Annotated in this window: 15 protein-coding genes and 1 tRNA gene; 8 read left to right on the top strand and 8 right to left on the bottom strand. The window is 65.1% G+C overall.

Annotated elements, in window-relative coordinates; translation table 11 throughout:
* The first annotated feature begins 13 nt into the window (after positions 1–13).
* From KNN17_RS02725 to KNN17_RS02715, 3 genes are all read left to right on the top strand, one after another.
* Positions 14–86 (top strand) — tRNA-Arg (locus tag KNN17_RS02725).
* A 236-nt stretch (positions 87–322) separates the two neighbouring features.
* Entirely contained in the window at positions 323–1,339 is a 1,017-nt protein-coding gene (locus KNN17_RS02720) for a M4 family metallopeptidase (RefSeq protein WP_241707523.1), read from the top strand.
* A gap of 33 nt (positions 1,340–1,372) precedes the next feature.
* On the top strand, positions 1,373–1,696 hold the full coding sequence (locus tag KNN17_RS02715) for a protealysin inhibitor emfourin (protein WP_241707396.1): 324 nt from the start codon (positions 1,373–1,375) through the stop codon (positions 1,694–1,696).
* On the opposite strand, the gene KNN17_RS02710 is transcribed toward KNN17_RS02715, so the two are convergent.
* The gene (locus KNN17_RS02710) at positions 1,693–2,661 is read right to left on the bottom strand and encodes a GlxA family transcriptional regulator (protein WP_241707395.1); all 969 of its coding nucleotides are present in this window, start codon (positions 2,659–2,661) and stop codon (positions 1,693–1,695) included. The two genes, KNN17_RS02715 and KNN17_RS02710, sit on opposite strands and share 4 nt — an antisense overlap.
* 81 nt (positions 2,662–2,742) lie before the next feature.
* On the opposite strand from KNN17_RS02710, the gene KNN17_RS02705 reads away from it, so the two are divergent.
* The 3 genes from KNN17_RS02705 to hrpA are packed head-to-tail and all read left to right on the top strand — an operon-like array spanning position 2,743 to position 7,969.
* The gene (locus KNN17_RS02705; protein ID WP_241707394.1) at positions 2,743–2,910 is read left to right on the top strand and encodes a hypothetical protein; all 168 of its coding nucleotides are present in this window, start codon (positions 2,743–2,745) and stop codon (positions 2,908–2,910) included.
* Positions 2,911–2,970: 60 nt separating this feature from the next.
* Positions 2,971–3,957: a helix-turn-helix transcriptional regulator gene (locus KNN17_RS02700; RefSeq protein WP_241707393.1), complete on the top strand. Its 987-nt coding sequence runs from the start codon at positions 2,971–2,973 to the stop codon at positions 3,955–3,957.
* A gap of 13 nt (positions 3,958–3,970) precedes the next feature.
* Positions 3,971–7,969: an ATP-dependent RNA helicase HrpA gene (gene hrpA, locus KNN17_RS02695; RefSeq protein WP_241707392.1), complete on the top strand. Its 3,999-nt coding sequence runs from the start codon at positions 3,971–3,973 to the stop codon at positions 7,967–7,969.
* Between the two features lie 106 nt (positions 7,970–8,075).
* Here hrpA and KNN17_RS02690 read toward each other — a convergent pair whose 3' ends face one another.
* The 3 genes from KNN17_RS02690 to KNN17_RS02680 form a co-directional block, all read right to left on the bottom strand.
* Complete coding sequence (locus KNN17_RS02690) at positions 8,076–8,504, bottom strand: HIT family protein (RefSeq protein WP_241707391.1); 429 nt, start codon at positions 8,502–8,504, stop codon at positions 8,076–8,078.
* Positions 8,501–9,682, bottom strand: coding sequence for an NAD(P)-dependent alcohol dehydrogenase (locus KNN17_RS02685; RefSeq protein ID WP_241707390.1), 1,182 nt, complete (start codon positions 9,680–9,682; stop codon positions 8,501–8,503). Before KNN17_RS02685 ends, KNN17_RS02690 begins: the two co-directional genes overlap by 4 nt.
* 78 nt (positions 9,683–9,760) lie before the next feature.
* Complete coding sequence (locus tag KNN17_RS02680; RefSeq protein ID WP_241707389.1) at positions 9,761–10,615, bottom strand: sulfurtransferase; 855 nt, start codon at positions 10,613–10,615, stop codon at positions 9,761–9,763.
* 115 nt (positions 10,616–10,730) lie between these two features.
* Between KNN17_RS02680 and KNN17_RS02675 the strand changes: the two genes are divergently transcribed.
* Positions 10,731–11,819: a PLP-dependent cysteine synthase family protein gene (locus KNN17_RS02675; RefSeq protein ID WP_241707388.1), complete on the top strand. Its 1,089-nt coding sequence runs from the start codon at positions 10,731–10,733 to the stop codon at positions 11,817–11,819.
* Positions 11,820–11,837: 18 nt separating this feature from the next.
* On the opposite strand, the gene KNN17_RS02670 is transcribed toward KNN17_RS02675, so the two are convergent.
* Positions 11,838–12,494, bottom strand: a complete 657-nt coding sequence (locus KNN17_RS02670; protein WP_241707387.1) for an MBL fold metallo-hydrolase — start codon at positions 12,492–12,494, stop codon at positions 11,838–11,840.
* Between the two features lie 108 nt (positions 12,495–12,602).
* Here KNN17_RS02670 and KNN17_RS02665 point away from each other — a divergent pair, with 108 nt between their 5' ends.
* Positions 12,603–13,085, top strand: coding sequence for a Fur family transcriptional regulator (locus KNN17_RS02665; RefSeq protein ID WP_241707386.1), 483 nt, complete (start codon positions 12,603–12,605; stop codon positions 13,083–13,085).
* Here the strand turns inward: KNN17_RS02665 and KNN17_RS02660 are convergent.
* The 3 genes from KNN17_RS02660 to KNN17_RS02650 form a co-directional block, all read right to left on the bottom strand.
* Positions 13,082–13,999 carry a metal ABC transporter permease gene (locus tag KNN17_RS02660; RefSeq protein ID WP_241707385.1) on the bottom strand — a complete coding sequence of 306 codons (918 nt, stop codon included), beginning with the start codon at positions 13,997–13,999 and terminating at the stop codon, positions 13,082–13,084. The genes KNN17_RS02665 and KNN17_RS02660 overlap by 4 nt on opposite strands.
* Positions 14,000–14,833, bottom strand: coding sequence for a metal ABC transporter ATP-binding protein (locus KNN17_RS02655; protein WP_372489614.1), 834 nt, complete (start codon positions 14,831–14,833; stop codon positions 14,000–14,002). It lies immediately after the preceding gene.
* Positions 14,834–14,954: 121 nt separating this feature from the next.
* Entirely contained in the window at positions 14,955–15,968 is a 1,014-nt protein-coding gene (locus tag KNN17_RS02650) for a metal ABC transporter solute-binding protein, Zn/Mn family (RefSeq protein ID WP_241707383.1), read from the bottom strand.
* Between the last annotated feature and the right edge of the window lie 40 nt (positions 15,969–16,008).

Raw genomic sequence — 16,008 nt, 5'->3', positions numbered from 1 at the left:
GGGAGCCCCGGATGCCCTCGTAGCTCAGGGGATAGAGCGTCTGCCTCCGGAGCAGAAGGCCGTAGGTTCGAATCCTATCGAGGGCACAACAGAAAAACCCCGCCAGTTCAAGGAACCGGCGGGGTTTTTTCTTTGCCCGGCCGCGTTGCCGGTTTTGGGTTACAGACCAGTCGGCGTGCCCGCACGGGGCCCACCCGCCGTCGTGATCCGGGACATGCCGCAGCGGGCCGGCTAAAAAGTCGGTGGCCGCTCCTAAGCTGTTCGTACCCGTCCACGAGGTACGAAAGGGTTCGCCGTGATCTGTTCCATCGTTCCGCCGTACATGCTGCGAAGGCTGGCGGCCCAACATGAGCCCCGCCTGCGCGTTATTGCGCGGGCGGCCAAGGAATCCCTGCTCCACATCAAGAACCTCCAAGCGGTCCGCTCGCTTCCGGTGCCGGCCCTGGTGCCCACTGCGCGCCAGGCGAAGCCCGGCCCGCCCAAGCGCACCATCTACGACGCCGGCTCCACCGAAGCCTTGCCGGGCAAGGCGGTCCGCAAGGAGAAAGGCCCGGCGACGGGCGACGCCGCCGCCGATGAAGCCTACGACGGACTCGGCGGAACCCACGCCCTTTATGCGGAGGCGTTCAGCCGGAATTCGATCGACGGCGCCGGCCTGAAACTCGACGCCACCGTCCATTACGGCGAGCTGTACGACAATGCCTTCTGGAACGGCGGCCAAATGGTCTTCGGTGACGGCGACGGCGAGATCTTCCAGAGGTTCACCAAGTCGCTCAGCGTGATCGGACACGAGCTCGCCCACGGCGTCACCCAGTACACGGCAGCACTCGCCTACCGGAACCAGGCCGGAGCGCTCAACGAATCCATGTCGGATGTTTTCGGGGCACTCGTGGAGCAGTATGCCAGGAAGCAGACTGCTGCCGAGGCCAGCTGGTTGATCGGCGAGGGCTTGTTCACCGACGCCGTCCACGGCACCGGCCTCCGGTCCATGAAAGCACCCGGTACTGCGTATGACGACGACGTTCTCGGCAAGGATCCGCAACCGGACTCCATGGACAAATACGTCCGCACCACCGCGGACAACGGCGGTGTCCACATCAATTCGGGCATCCCCAACCGGGCGTTCTCCCTTCTTGCCCTGGAGCTGGGTGGCAATGCCTGGGAAGCTCCGGGACAGATCTGGTACAACACGCTGACCTGCGGCTCACTGCCCGCCACCTGCACGTTCGGCCGCTTTGCGAAAGCCACGGCCGCGTCGGCGGAGGAACTCTTCGGCGCCGGTTCACGCGAGCATGACGCAGTCCGTAAGGCATGGGAAACTGTGAAGGTAAAGCTCTAGCAATACCCTCCAGAGCAGTGGAAGCCGCAGAACATGAAAATCACTGTCCAGCGCAGCGGTGGCGTCGCCGCGATCACCCGCGTCTGGACCGTGGACGCCGCCACCTCGGAAGATAAGCAGCGCTGGATGCCAATCGTGGAGGCCTGTCCTTGGGACCAGGTGCCATCCCGCGGTCGCGCCAGCGAACAAGCGCTTGCGGGGACAACCGGGAAAGCAGCCAGGCAAGCCGACAGGTTCATGTATTCAATCCGCGCCGGACAACACCGGGCCACGCTTCCCGAGACCGAAGTCACCGGGCCGTGGCACACCCTCGTGGAGAACGCCAAGGTAGAGGGACACGAGACCCTCCGCCGCTAGCCAACCTCCGCCAACTGGCCGCGGAAAGCCCTCCGGTACGACTGCGGACTCGTGGCCAGGACCTTGGCGAAGTGGTGACGCAGCAGCACGGAATGTCCGAATCCGGCCTCGCGCGCAATTTCGTCAATGTTCATCTCGGTGGTTTCCAGAAGCTCCTGCGCCCGGAGCACGCGTTGCGAGTTGAGCCACGCCGCCGGTGTGGCCCCGGTTTCTGCACGGAAACGGCGTGCGAACGTCCGGGCAGACATGTGCAGGCGGGCCGCCAATTCGTTGACACTGTGGTCCCGCTCAAGGTTCTCCACCATCCAGCGCAGCAAGGCCTCCATGGGCGCGGAGCCGCACGTGGGCATGGGCCGGTCGATGAACTGGGCCTGGCCGCCGTCGCGGTGCGGAGGAACCACCATGTCGCGGGCGATGGCTGCGGCAACGTTGGCGCCAAGCTCGACGCGAATCAGATGCAGGCAGGCGTCGATGCCGGCGGCGGTGCCGGCACTTGAAATGATCGTTCCGTCCTGGACGTAGAGCACATTTTCGTCGACGTGAATCTGCGGATACCTGTTGGCGAGGTCCTGTGAATAGTGCCAGTGCGTGGTGCAGCGGCGCCCGTCAAGGAGCCCTGCGCGCGCAAGCGCGTAAGCGCCGGAGCAGATCGACATGACCCAGGCACCCCGTTCATGCGCCGCCCGCAGAGCTTCCAACACGGGCTCCGGCACGTCCTCATCCCGTCCGTACGGGGCCATGATGACCAGGTCGGCATCGGCCGTGGCTTCAAGGCCCAGGCCAACGTTCATTGACAGCCCGGATTTCATCTTCACGTCTCCAGGGAGGGGAGTGCAGACCCTGAAGTCAAAGGCGGGAACGCCACTCCCCCGGTCCGCGCGGTCAATGCCGAAGACCTCGCAGGCGGTCCCGAATTCGAAGATCGAGAAGTTGGGAACAACAATGATCGCCACTGTTTTCAACATAGATCCAGTGTGGCAGAAAATTGCCTAAATGGGTCGTTTCTGCCACTGTTTCTTGAGGTTAACCCGGAACACGATGGAGTCATGGAATTCATCGGAGCCTTGCTGTTCATCATCCTCATCATCACCGCAGCCGCTTCCATCTCAGCGGTCCTTCGGGACGGCCGCGGCCACCTTCCCCCCGACCGTTCGGAGCCTTGGACCGCGCGGGACCTGCCTGACAACTCATGCTGGACATTGCGCTCGTACTAACGACAGCCTGTCCCTCAACACGGACGACTTTTGTCCGCATCCTGGGCTAGATTCAATGGCATGATCCAGACGTCCGCGAGGCTGCTGCAATTGTTGTCCTTGCTGCAGGTCCGGCGTGAATGGACCGGCCCGGCATTGGCCACACGGATGGGTGTCACGGAGCGCACCGTCCGCCGCGATATCGACAAGCTCCGGAACCTGGGGTACCCCATCCACGCCTCGCCAGGGATAGCCGGCGGTTACCAACTGGGCGCCGGGGCGCAGCTCCCGCCGCTGCTGCTGGACGACAATGAAGCTCTCGCCGTCGCCCTGGGGCTGAACTCGGTGGCGGCGGGTCCCGTGGCCGGTATCGGCGAAGCATCGGTTCGCGCGCTTGCCAAGCTCGAACAGGTGCTTCCCTCACGTCTCCGCCCGAAGTTCGCGATGCTCAAGGCCGCGGTCACCACACTGCCCAGCAACGCGGCGTCGGTAGACCCCCAGCAGCTCACGGTGGTCTCCGCGGCGATCACGGACAAGCGGCAACTCAGTTTCGACTATGTCAAGGCTGACGGCGAGGCCAGCCGGCGTCTCGTGGAGCCATACCGGCTGGTGGACACCGGGCGGCGCTGGTACCTCGTCGCGTGGGATGTGGACCGGGAAGACTGGCGCACGTTCCGCGCCGACCGCATCGCCACGCTTCCGGCGGAACGGAAGAAGTACGTGCCGCGCCCCCTGCCTGCCGAGGACCTCGCGGACTATGTCCAGCGCTCCGTGACCCGCTCGCCTTACCGTTACGACGTCGTCGTGCGCCTCCATGCCCCGATCGGCGAGGTGGCCGCCGTCGTCGGCCCACAGCTCGCGAGCCTGAGCGACGACGGCGGGAAGGCCACCCTGCTCCGCGCCGGTTGGGACAGCCTGGCGCAGCCGGCGGCACACCTCGCAGCGCTGGACATGGACTTTGAGATCATTTCTCCCGAGGAATTCAAGGAGTACGCCCGCACCCTGGCAGGGCGATTGGAAAAAGCCGCAGGGACCCATGCACTGCAAGGCGGCGCGCCGCCACAGTAGACTGTCAGCAGCCATGACATTTCATATTTCCTACCCCGCAGAGCTGCCCGTCTCCGAGCGCCGCGAGGACTTGATGGCGGCGATCGCCGCAAACCAGGTGACCATCATCGCCGGCGAAACAGGTTCCGGCAAGACCACGCAGATCCCCAAGATGTGCCTGGAACTCGGCCTCGGGGACAAGGGCCTGATCGGCCACACCCAGCCGCGTCGCCTTGCCGCGCGCACCGTTGCGGAACGCATCGCCTTCGAGATGGGCGTGGAGATCGGGCAGGAAGTGGGCTTCCAGGTCCGTTTCACCGGCGAGGTCAGCAAGGCTACCAAGATCAAGCTGATGACCGACGGCATCCTGCTGGCCGAGATCCAGCGGGACAAGCTGCTGCGGAAGTACAGCGCCATCATCATCGACGAGGCACACGAGCGCAGCCTCAACATCGACTTCATCCTGGGCTACCTCAAGCGGATCCTGCCGCAAAGGCCGGACCTGAAAGTCATCATCACTTCGGCCACCATCGACCCCGAGCGTTTCGCGAAGCATTTCGGCAGCGAAGAAGAACCTGCTCCGATCATTGAAGTATCGGGCCGGACCTACCCGGTGGAAATCCGCTACCGGCCGCTGTCCCAGCCGGCCGGCGGCGCTTCCGGCGAGGATGAGGACGCCTCCGACGACGAGCTCGAGGAAGACCGCGACCCCCTCGACGCCGTGTGCGACGCCGTCGACGAGCTCGCGCTGGAGTCTCCCGGAGACATCCTGGTGTTCTTCTCCGGCGAGCGCGAGATCCGTGACGCCGCGGAAGCCCTGAACGGCCGGATCCAAGCCAACCGCAGGCTGGCGGGCACGGAGGTCCTGCCGTTGTTTGCCCGTTTGAGCCTGCAGGAGCAGCACAGGGTCTTCAACCCGGGCGGCAAGCGGCGGATCATCCTCGCCACCAACGTCGCCGAAACGTCCCTGACGGTGCCCGGGATCAAGTACGTCATCGACACCGGCACGGCCCGCATCTCGCGATACTCGCACCGCACCAAGGTGCAACGGCTGCCGATTGAACGCGTCTCGCAGGCATCGGCAAGCCAGCGTTCCGGCCGTTGCGGGCGCGTGTCAGAGGGTATCGCCATACGGCTCTATTCCGAGGAGGATTTCGAGTCCCGCCCCCCGTTCACTGATCCCGAAATCCTGAGGACCAACCTTGCCGCGGTCATCCTGCAGATGACTGCCATGGGCGTTGCCCGCGGCCCCAAGGACGTCGAGAACTTCCCCTTCGTTGAGCCGCCGGACTCCCGTGCCATCAACGACGGCGTCACGCTGCTGCGCGAACTCGGCGCCTTGAGCGCTGCCCGCACGGGCGACGGCGGCGCTCCCCCAGCCGTCGACGGCCGAAACACGCGCGGGGGCGGCGCGGACAACCGCGGCGGCCTGACCGCCGTCGGGCAGAAGTTGGCGCAGCTCCCAGTGGACCCCCGGCTCGGCAGGATGATTGTCGAGGCTGGCAAGCGCGGCTGCGTCAAGGAAGTCATGATCCTGGCGGCGGCCTTGACGATCCAGGATCCGCGCGAGCGCCCGACGGACAAGCAGCAGCTTGCGGCGGAGAAGCACGCACGCTTCCGGGACGAGAACTCGGACTTCACCGGATTCCTGAACTTGTGGAACTACATCCAGGAGAAACAGCAGGAGCTTTCCTCCACGCAATTCCGCCGGCTGTGCAGGAACGAGTTCATCAACTACCTGCGCGTCCGGGAATGGCAGGACCTCTTCCAGCAATTGCGCCAGCTCGCCAAGCCGCTGGGCATCACGATCGACAACAAGCGCGAGGCCGACCCTGTTGGCAACAACGAGGGGATCCACATCAGCCTGCTGTCGGGACTGCTGAGCCACATCGGCATGCTGGATGAACGCAAGCGCGAATACGCCGGAGCACGAGGCAGCCGTTTCGCCATCTTCCCGGGCTCGGCTTTGTTCAAGAAGTCGCCGGCGTTTGTGATGGCCGCGGAACTGGTTGAAACAAGCCGGCTCTGGGCCCGGGTGGCCGCGAAGTTCGATCCTGTGTGGGCAGAGCAGGTTGCACCGGACCTCGTGAAGCGCTCCTACAGCGAGCCCCACTGGTCCACCCGGACGGGCTCGGTCATGGCCCATGAAAAGGTGATGCTCTACGGAGTTCCCATCATCCCGAACCGCCGCATCAACTACGGCAGGATCGATCCCGAACTCTCCCGCGAACTCTTCATCCGGCATGCGCTCGTAGAGGGCGACTGGAAAACCCACCACAAATTCTTCCACCGCAACCGCGCCTTGCTCCATGAGATCGAGGAACTCGAGACACGGATGCGCCGCCGCGACATCCTCGTGGACGACCACGCGCTTTTCGAGTTCTACGATGCCAGGGTCGGCAAGGACGTGGTCTCCGAACGCCACTTCGACAAATGGTGGAAGGAAGCCCGCCAGCAGGATCCCACCTTGCTGGACTTCGACCAATCGCTGCTCATCAGCGAGGACGCCGAAGCCCTGGATGATTCCGCCTACCCGAGGACCTGGCTTCACAAGGGCTTTGAGCTGCCCCTGAGCTACGAGTTCCATCCCGTGGCGCCCGGCTCGCCGCCCAATCCCTCGGACGGCGTCACGGCCGAGGTACCCGTGCTGTTCCTGAACCAGCTCGACGACGCACCCTTCCGTTGGCAGATACCCGGCCAGCGGGTGGAGCTCGTCACGGCCTTGATCAAGTCGCTGCCCAAACATCTCCGCAAGAACTTCGTGCCGGCCCCTGATGTGGCCCGGCAGGCTGCTGCTGCCTTGGAAAGCGACTTCGACCCCGCCTCGGACGATCTCGAGGCCTCGCTCGAGCTGGTGCTGCGCCGTATCCGCGGACACATCATTCCTCCGGGATCCTGGAATTGGGACGCCGTTCCGGCGCACCTGCGCGTCAGCTTCAAGGTAGTGGACAGCCGCGGCAAGGTGCTCGACGAAGGCAAGGACCTCGCCGCCCTCCAGGAGCAGCTGGCCCCCGCCACCCGCCGGGCCATCGCGGAATCCCTGGGCGCAACACCCGCGACGACCGCACGCGCCCAAGGTTCGAAGGACGGCCCACGTGCCGCGGGTGCCGGAGCCTCCGGGGGAAACGGCGGCGGGACGACCCCTCAGGGAGCCGGTTTCCTCTCAGAGCAAACCGGGCTGACCGCATGGACTTTCGGGGCTATCGAGCGCCACGTGACGCGGACGGTTAAAGGACACGATGTCACCGGTTATCCAGCTCTCGTGGATGAGGGCAAAACCGTTGCGTTGCGCGTGTTCCAGACCCGGGCGGAGCAGGAGTCGGCAATGCGCGGCGGTGTTATCCGGCTGCTCGCCCTGCGGGTTCCCGCGCCGGACCGCTACGTGCTGGAACATTTGAACAACACCGAGAAGTTGACGTTCAGCCAGAATCCCCATGGTTCGGTGAGCGCCTTGATCGCGGACTGCGTCCTGGCGGCCATCGACAAGCTGACTCCCGCCGAACTTCCCTGGGACAAGACGGCGTTCGATGCCCTGTACGAGCTGGTCCGCGCGGAACTGATCGACACCGTCTTCACGGTGACCGCCGTCGTCGAACGCATTTTGGGGAGCACCCGGCGGATCGAGAAGCAACTCAAGGGCAGCACGAGCCTTGCCCTGATCAGGGCGCTCAATGACATGAAGAGCCAACTGGAGCAGCTCGTCTTCCCCGGATTTGTGGCGCGGACGGGCTACGCCCAATTGAGCCAGTTGCCGCGCTATCTGGCCGGAATCGAGAAGCGCCTCGAAAAGCTCCCGAACAATGTCCAGCGCGACGGGCTGAACATGTCGGTCGTGCAGGCACTGGAGGACGACTACGACGACGCCGTCTCCGCGCTCTTGCCCGGCCGACGGGCAGGAGCCGAGTTAACACGGGTGCGCTGGATGATCGAGGAACTGCGCGTCAGCCTCTTCGCCGTCGAGCTCGGCACGGCCTATTCGGTCTCGGAAAAGCGCATCCGGACGGTTCTCAACCAGGCGCTGGCCCCCGCGTAGCTGCCCCCAACCCCAAACGCCCGCTCACTTATAGCGGTCATTCTGTCGACCCTCATGCACTCATGACGGGATCTAAACCGAAACCTTCCTGCACATCGTCGCGCCCTCAATCCGCGGGAACGAACTCCCCGTGTCCTGCGGCGGCGAGGCCTGCCCGGAGTTTCGCCGCATTCGCGTCGAGCCGGGCAGGGTCCGGGTTGTGCTCTACGGTCCCGAAGTCGAAATCGGCCAGCGAGGTTGCCGGGAAGACGTGCACGTGGAAGTGCTCCACTTCGAAGCCCACCACGGACAGTCCTGCCCGTGGCGCGCCAAACGCCTCCACTTGCGCCTTGCCGATTGCCTGCGCGACGGACATGACCTTGTTGAGGAGCCCAGTGGGGACGTCGGTCCAGCGGTCCACCTCTTCGCGGGGCACCACGAGCGTGTGGCCATCAGTCAGCGGGGCGATGGTCAGGAAGGCAACGACGTCGTCGTCCTTCCAGACAAAGCGTCCCGGAATCTCGCCGTTGATGATCTTGGTGAACAGGGTGCTCATATGTCTGCCTTTTCCGACGCGGGTTGAAGGGTCTTGGTATCGAGGACGAAACGGTATTTGACGTCGCCGGCAACCATGCGGTCGTAGGCTTCATTGAGTTGCCGGGCGGTGACGACCTCGACGTCGCTTACTACGCCGTGCTCGGCACAAAAGTCGAGCATTTCCTGGGTTTCGGCGATGCCGCCGATCAACGAACCCGCGTAGGAGAGCCGGCGCCGGATCAGCGCGCCGGGACTGACCGGAGGCATGTCGGTGGGAGGAAGCCCCAATTGGAAGAGGGCACCGTTCAGCCGCAAGGTGCGGAAGTACGGGTTCAGGTCGTGCGGCGCAGCCACGGTGTCGATGATGACGTCGATGGTACGGTTGGCGCCTTCCATGGCTTCGGGGTCCTTCGAGAGGATCACCTCGTCGGCACCGAGCTCGATTGCCGCCTCAAACTTGGCGTCCGACGTCGTGAATACCACCACGCGCGCCCCCATGGCCTTCGCAATCTTGACCGCCATGTGGCCCAGTCCGCCGAGTCCGACGACGCCCACCACGTCGCCCTCCTTGACGTCGAAGTAACGCAGCGGCGAGTAGGTGGTGATGCCCGCGCACAGCAGCGGCGCCGCGGCGGCCGGGTCGAGGCCCTCGGGCACGCGCAGCACGAAGCGGCGATCGACCACCACCGAGGTGGAGTACCCGCCCTGCGTGATGGAGTCGCCGTTCCGGGCGTCCTTCACCCCGTAAGTTCCGACGTTTCCGCGTTCGCAGTACTGCTCCAGGCCTTCGAGGCAGCTGCCGCATTCGCGGCAGGAATCCACCAAGCAGCCGACGCCCACGAGGTCTCCGGGTGCGAAGTCGTCGACGGCGGAGCCCACCCGGCGGACCCGGCCCACGATCTCGTGGCCCGGGACCAACGGATAGTTCTGGGCGCCCCATTCGCCCCGTGTCGCGTGGACGTCGGAGTGGCAGAGGCCGCAGAAATCGATCTCGATCTCGACGTCGTCTTCCTTGGGAACGCGGCGGGCCACGGTCAGCGGGACAAGGCCGCTGTGGGCCGACGTGGCGCCGTAGGCGGCCGCGAGGGTCGGCGTTCCCTTCGCAGCTGCGGGCGTTGACGGCGAGGTATCCGCCGTCGCGTCATCCACGACGAGCGGCTTGCCAAGGGGCGGAGGAACGGGGCGTCCGGGAGTCATGCCTCGACGCTACCCCTGCGGGCTGATTTTTTGCCACTCTGCGCCGCCACGCCCGCTGGCTTCACGGCAAGCCAAGACTCATTGGTCCGAAATGCCCAGGGGCGCTGCTCCGGTGACGACGGGATTGGACTCGAGCGAGGACCACTGCGAAAAGGAGCCTGGGAAGAGGGCTGCCCTGAATCCTGCGATCTCCAGGGCGGCGATCTCATGGGCTGCGGTGACCCCGGAGCCACAATAGACCGCCACCTTGCTGCCCTCGTCGATGCCCAGGGCAGCGAATCTGTCGCGGAGCTGCGCTGCGCGGAGGAACGTGCCGTCCGGTCCGAGGTTTCCGGCAGTGGGAGCGCTCAGCGCGCCGGGAATGTGTCCCGCGCGGGGATCAATGGGTTCGAATTCGCCACGGTAGCGCTCCCCCGCCCGGGCATCGAGAAGGATTCCACGGCTGTGCCAGTCCGCCGCCTCGTCCATGCCGATGGCATCCATGTGGCCGTGTCCAAGCACGACGTCGCCCGGAACCGGCGGTTGTTCGTCCTGCGCCAGCGGATAGCCGGCCGCGCGCCAAGCGCCCAATCCGCCGTCGAGCAGGAAGACGGAATGGAAACCGGCGTCACGGAGCAGCCACCACAACCGCGCCGCTGCGGTGCTGCCGCTGTCGTCGTACGCAACCACGGTGTCGCCGTCGTTGATGCCCCACGCTCGGGCGCTCCGTTGCAGCGCCGCGGTGGGCGGCAACGGGTGCCGGCCTTGGCCCTCGGCCGTGGGATCGGCGAGTTCGTGATGCAGGTCCACATAGACTGCGCCGGGAATGTGGGCCTGGCGGAAGTGCGAATGGCCGTGCGGGTCGCCCAACACCCAACGGACGTCCAGCAAGACTGTCCGCTTGCCCGCATCCATGCGGTCCTTGAGCGCGGCTACGTCAATGAGGGTGGCCATCGAATCTCCTTCGCTTTACTGCTTCTACCAAACGACGTCGAAGCTGCTGCCGTGCAGCTGCCAACCGGCTACCAGCCTATCCCTGGGCGGCAGCCGCCGCCGGTAGGCTGGATCGGTGAGCACTCTACGCAACCAGGACCGGGCATGGGCCAGCGAGGCAATCCGACGCATCGAGGCCGAGAACAACCGCTCGGCGGACACGCACCTCTACGCGGTGCCGCTCCCCGAACACTGGGGTGTCCAGCTCTACCTCAAGGACGAGTCCACGCACCGCTCCGGCAGCCTCAAGCATCGACTGGCGCGCTCGCTCTTCCTCTACGGCCTGGTCAATGGCTGGATCACGGAAGGGACCACCATCGTGGAGGCCTCCAGCGGGAGCACCGCAGTGTCCGAGGCGTACTTCGCCAGGTTGATCGGGCTCCCGTTCATCGCCGTGATGACCCGGACCACCAGCCCTGAGAAGATCGCCCTCATCGAAGAGTTCGGCGGCGCCTGCCTTCTCGTGGACCACGCCTCGGAGGTCTACGCTATGGCGGAGGAAGTTGCCCGGACGTCCGGCGGCTACTACATGGACCAATTCACCTTTGCCGAGCGCGCCACCGACTGGCGGGGCAACAACAACATCGCGGAATCGATCTTCGAGCAGCTCGCCCTCGAGGAGCATCCGGTGCCCGAGTGGATCGTGGTGGGCGCCGGCACCGGCGGAACCAGCGCCACCATCGGCCGTTACCTGCGGTACCACTGCCACTCCACCCGCTTGGCCGTGGTCGATCCCGAAAACTCGGCGTTCTATCCCGGCTGGCGCGACGGCGTGCCGGACTACTCCACGGGGATGCCGTCCAGGATTGAAGGCATTGGCCGGCCCCGCATGGAGCCCAGCTTCGTCCCGGCCGTCATCGACACCATGATCCAGGTTCCCGATGCCGCCTCCGTCGCCGCGATGCGGCACTTGCGCCGGCTGGCCGGGCTGCATGCCGGGCCTTCCACGGGAACCAACCTTTGGGGTGTTTGCCAGCTGGTCGCCGAGATGGTGGCCCGGGGACAGCGCGGCAGCATCGTGTCGCTCATGTGCGACGCCGGCGATCGCTACGCGGGGAGCTACTACAACCCGGACTGGATCGCCGAGCGAGGCCTGGACCCGGCCCCGTACGAGGCCGTCCTGGCCGACTTCTTCGAGACAGGCACGTGGCCGGGCAGCATATAGGCGGCGCGGCGGACTGAGCTAGACCTCCACCGATTCCCGCGGCGACAACCTCGCATAGCTGGTACCGTACTTCGCGCCGATGCGGGTCACGTGGCCTTCCACCAGACCGCGCCCGAGTTCGTTCAACAGCCCATCGTGGACCGGGTAGGCCTTGGGTGCGCGGACCGCGATCACGAAGTCAACCACCTCGCCGATCTTCGACCAGGGCGCGTGGATGGGCACCAGCAGGGTTTGCACCTCGATGCCGTCCGGGACGACGAACGAGTCGCCAGGGTGGAAGACGTTTGCGTCCACGAGGTAGCCGATGTTGGCCACGACCGGAATCTGCGGATGGATGAGGGCATGCTGCCCTCCGAAGGAACGAATCGCGAAGCCCCCTGCGTCAAAGGACGAGCCGGGTTCGACGGCGTGTACCCGCCCGCCGTCGTCGCCCGCCTTCGCGGCCAGATCGGATGCGAGCCCCGCGGGCGCATGCACCTGCAGTCCGGGGTTTCCCTTGAGTGCCGCGACGACGGCGTCGGCGTCCACATGGTCCGCGTGCTCGTGGGTGATGAGCACGGCGTGGGCCCCTGCGAGGGCTTCCTCGGACTCGGAAAAAGTCCCGGGATCAATCACGAGGACCTGGCTGTCCTTTTGCAGGCGGACACAAGCATGGGTGAACTTGGTGAGCTTCATGCAGCCAGCCTAGGGCGGGCCTCCCATGGTGTCCACGAACCGACATCCGGGGACCGCCGGCTGGTAACGTTGGTGTTTGCGAACATCCATATCGAAATGAGTCCACGAATGTCACAGGGCGCCAATGCCGCCACGTCCGGGCCCGCAGCCGAGCCGGTTCCGGCCGCGAAGGATCCCGCCGTCAGGGAGCAGCGCGTCACCAAGCAACGACTGGCCGTCAGTGCCGCGCTGGACGAACTGGACGACTTCGTGAGCACGCAGGAACTGTACCGGCTCCTCCAGAACCAAGGTGTCTCGGTGTCCCTGGCCACGGCCTACCGCATCCTGCAGTCGCTTGCCGACGACGGTCTCATCGATGTCCTGCGAAACGCCGACGGCGAAGCCGTCTACCGCCGCTGCGCGGTCACGGGCCACCACCACCATTTGCTATGCCGCAATTGCGGGAAGGCCGTCGAGGTGGAAGCTCCGGCCGTGGAGACGTGGGCAGCACGGGTCGCCGCCGAAAACGGCTACACCGAGGTGGCGCACACCGTGGAGATCTTCGGGCTCTGCCCGGAGTGCACCGCAAAGAAGGCAGCGGGCCTGCTCTAGCCGGCTACCGCCTGGTCTTCCGCTGCCTGGCCCATGGCCGCGCCGGGGCGGACAATCCTGCCGTTGATTCCCCGGTTGGCGCGTACGTTGCCGATGATCCGGCACACCACATAGATCAGGAACGACAACGTGGTGACATACGGGCTGATGGGAATCCTGCTGCCCAGGGCCAGGAGGATCCCGCCCACCGTGGCAGTGATCGCGAAGACCACGCTCAACAAGACCACGAGCCGCGGCGAAGTGGTCACCCGCAGCGCAGCGGCTGCGGGCGTGATCAGCAGTGCCAGCACCAGAAGCGCGCCGACAATCTGGATGGACAAGGCAACGCTGACGCCGAGCAACACCATGAAGGCAATCGCCAGTCCGCGGACAGGAACTCCCCGGGCTTCCGCCATCTCGGGGTCCACGCTGGCGAAGCTGAGCGGGCGCCATATCGCGGCCAGCGCGAGCATGACCACCACGGCCGTGCCGGCCAGGACCTGGAGCTGGACCGTGTCCACCGAAACGATCTGGCCCGTCAGCAACCCGAACTTATTGGCCGCCCGGCCCTGGTAGAGGGCCAGGAACAAGATGCCCAGGCCCAGGCCGAACGGCATGATGACGCCAATGATCGAGTTCTTGTCCCGGGCCCGGACACCCATGAGTCCCAGAAGCAGCGCAGCCGCGACGGACCCAGCGAGCGAACCGAAAATGATGTCCGCCCCGATGAGCAGGGCAAAAGAGGCACCGGCGAAGGACAACTCCGAAATGCCGTGCACCGCGAAAGCGAGGTCCCGCTTCATGACAAAGGTTCCTATGAGGCCGCCGAGCAGGCCGAGGACCGCACCGGCCAAGATGGAATTCTGGACCAGCGCCAGCAGTTCGCCGTAGTTTTCAAAGTTGAAGATGGTGTGCAGGATGCTGCCGAGATCCATTTAGTGGCCTTCTTCCACACCGGCGTGGGCGTCATCGTGATAGTGGGTGGTGGCGTCCGGAAGCCCGACGACGACGATCCGGCCGTTCGCGCGAATGACCTCAACGCGGCTGTTGTAGAGCTCGGAGAGGACTTCGGTGGTCATGACCTCCTCCGGTGTTCCCACGCGGAACCTGCCGCCGGCGAGGTAGAGCACACGGTCGACGTAGTCGATGACCGGGTTGATCTCGTGGGTCACGAAGACCACGGCGCTGTTGCGCTCGTGGCATTGCCGGTTGATGAGGGAGCTCACGGCCTGCTGGTGGTGCAGGTCCAAGGACAGCAGCGGTTCGTCACAGAGCAGGAGTTCAGGTTCCGCGGCGAGGGCTTGCGCAACACGCAGCCGTTGTTGCTCTCCGCCGGACAATTGACCAACCGGCACGCGGGCATAGTCACTCGCCCCCACTAAGTCCAGGAGCGCGTCGACCCGCTCATTGACGGCTTTCGCCTTGATACGCAGACCCCAGCGGTGACCGTCGACGCCGAGGGAAACCAGGTCCCTGGCACGCAGGGGCGTGTCCGGGGCAAAGGACTTCTGTTGCGGTATGTAACCGATCTTCCGGCTGCCGCGTTCCACGGGATGTCCGGCCACGGTCACCGTCCCGGAGTGAAGCTGCTGCAGTCCAAGGAGGACTTTGAGGAAGCTGGTCTTGCCGCTGCCATTCGGACCGAGCACAGCGAAGAACTCACCCGCCTGGATGTCCACGTCGAGGTCCTTCCAGAGGGCCCGTTGGCCGAACTGGAGGCCCGCGCCGCGAAGGCTCACTACCGGTGTCAAAAAGATTCCTCGATCCATGGGGTTCGCGAAGCTATGAAGCTGGCGGCCGGCGCTTGGATGAACGGAGAGGGCCCCGCAGCCGCCCTGTACATCTTAGGACGATTGCGGGGCCCGCCTGTTCTTCGCCGCTTGGGTCCGCTTACTTGTTCAGGGCAGCAGAAACGTTGCCTACGTTGTCCGTCATCCAGGCGACGTAGTCCTTGCCCTCGGGAAGTGTCTCGGTGAACCCGATCACCGGGACACCGGCTGCGGTTGCCTCGGACTTCAGCTTTTCGGTCTCGGCGCTCGCGGTCTGCTCGTTGTAGGCGAGGAATCGGACGGACTTCGAGGTAATCAGATCGCTCGTTTCCTTGACGGCTGCGGGCGGAACATCCGAGCCGACCTCAATGGCGTGGCTGAATTCCTCGGGGGTCTTGTTCTCCAGGCCGGCGGCTTCAAGCAGGTAGCCAGGGACGGGCTCCGTGATGGCTACGGGAGCGGAAGCCTTGGAGGCCTTGATTTCGGCCACTTTGGCGCTGAGCCCGGTCAGCGAGGACTTGAACTTGTCAGCGTTGGCCGTAAAGGTCTTGGCATCGGCAGGGTTCAGGTTTCCAAGCTTCGCAGCCACGGCATCGGCCACTTTCGCCATCGCACCGAAGTTGTACCAAACATGCTCGTTGAACCCTTCCGGCACCGCGGAGGGAGATGCACCGGTGGTCGCCGCAGGAAGGAGCCCGGACACACTGACGGCCGTGATGGTCTTATCCGCGGCAACCTTGCTGTCATCGGCCAGTTTGTTGAAGAAGTCGTCGTAGCCCGCACCATTGTCGATCACCAGCTGGGCCTTGGAGACTGCCAGCTTGTCCTGGGTGCTTGCCTCGTAGGAGTGCGGATCCTGGTTCGTCTTGCTGATGATGGAGGTGACGGACACCTTGTCACCGCCGACGCTCTTGGCGATATCGCCATACACGCTGGTGGAGGCGACGACGTCGATCACCCCGGAGGACGACGACGGCGCCGTCGCTGCGGGTGCCGCGCACCCGGCAAGCAGGACGGCGAACGCCGCGCACGCGGCCGGCAAAGCGGTCAGGGAAGGACGGGCGGCACTACGACGCACGGGAAACCTCGGATCTACCGAATCAAGCACAACAGGGGACTCAATGAGTGTATCCATAAATGGGAATGATTCCTATTTAGAATTCCCGGCGACTCGT

This window comes from Arthrobacter bambusae, assembly GCF_022606295.1.
Classification (GTDB): Bacteria; Actinomycetota; Actinomycetes; order Actinomycetales; family Micrococcaceae; genus Arthrobacter; species Arthrobacter bambusae_A.
This window is presented reverse-complemented; position numbering and strand designations above follow the sequence as displayed.

Excerpts from the sequence above, each read along its gene's own strand:
- KNN17_RS02720 (WP_241707523.1), top strand. The coding sequence starts at position 323 with ATGCTGCGAAGGCTGGCGGCCCAACATGAGCCCCGCCTGCGCGTTATT.
- KNN17_RS02715 (WP_241707396.1), top strand. The coding sequence starts at position 1,373 with ATGAAAATCACTGTCCAGCGCAGCGGTGGCGTCGCCGCGATCACCCGC.
- KNN17_RS02710 (WP_241707395.1), bottom strand. The coding sequence starts at position 2,661 with ATGTTGAAAACAGTGGCGATCATTGTTGTTCCCAACTTCTCGATCTTC.
- KNN17_RS02705 (WP_241707394.1), top strand. The coding sequence starts at position 2,743 with ATGGAATTCATCGGAGCCTTGCTGTTCATCATCCTCATCATCACCGCA.
- KNN17_RS02700 (WP_241707393.1), top strand. The coding sequence starts at position 2,971 with ATGATCCAGACGTCCGCGAGGCTGCTGCAATTGTTGTCCTTGCTGCAG.
- hrpA (WP_241707392.1), top strand. The coding sequence starts at position 3,971 with ATGACATTTCATATTTCCTACCCCGCAGAGCTGCCCGTCTCCGAGCGC.
- KNN17_RS02690 (WP_241707391.1), bottom strand. The coding sequence starts at position 8,504 with ATGAGCACCCTGTTCACCAAGATCATCAACGGCGAGATTCCGGGACGC.
- KNN17_RS02685 (WP_241707390.1), bottom strand. The coding sequence starts at position 9,682 with ATGACTCCCGGACGCCCCGTTCCTCCGCCCCTTGGCAAGCCGCTCGTC.
- KNN17_RS02680 (WP_241707389.1), bottom strand. The coding sequence starts at position 10,615 with ATGGCCACCCTCATTGACGTAGCCGCGCTCAAGGACCGCATGGATGCG.
- KNN17_RS02670 (WP_241707387.1), bottom strand. The coding sequence starts at position 12,494 with ATGAAGCTCACCAAGTTCACCCATGCTTGTGTCCGCCTGCAAAAGGAC.
- KNN17_RS02665 (WP_241707386.1), top strand. The coding sequence starts at position 12,603 with ATGTCACAGGGCGCCAATGCCGCCACGTCCGGGCCCGCAGCCGAGCCG.
- KNN17_RS02660 (WP_241707385.1), bottom strand. The coding sequence starts at position 13,999 with ATGGATCTCGGCAGCATCCTGCACACCATCTTCAACTTTGAAAACTAC.
- KNN17_RS02655 (WP_372489614.1), bottom strand. The coding sequence starts at position 14,833 with ATGGATCGAGGAATCTTTTTGACACCGGTAGTGAGCCTTCGCGGCGCG.
- KNN17_RS02650 (WP_241707383.1), bottom strand. The coding sequence starts at position 15,968 with ATGGATACACTCATTGAGTCCCCTGTTGTGCTTGATTCGGTAGATCCG.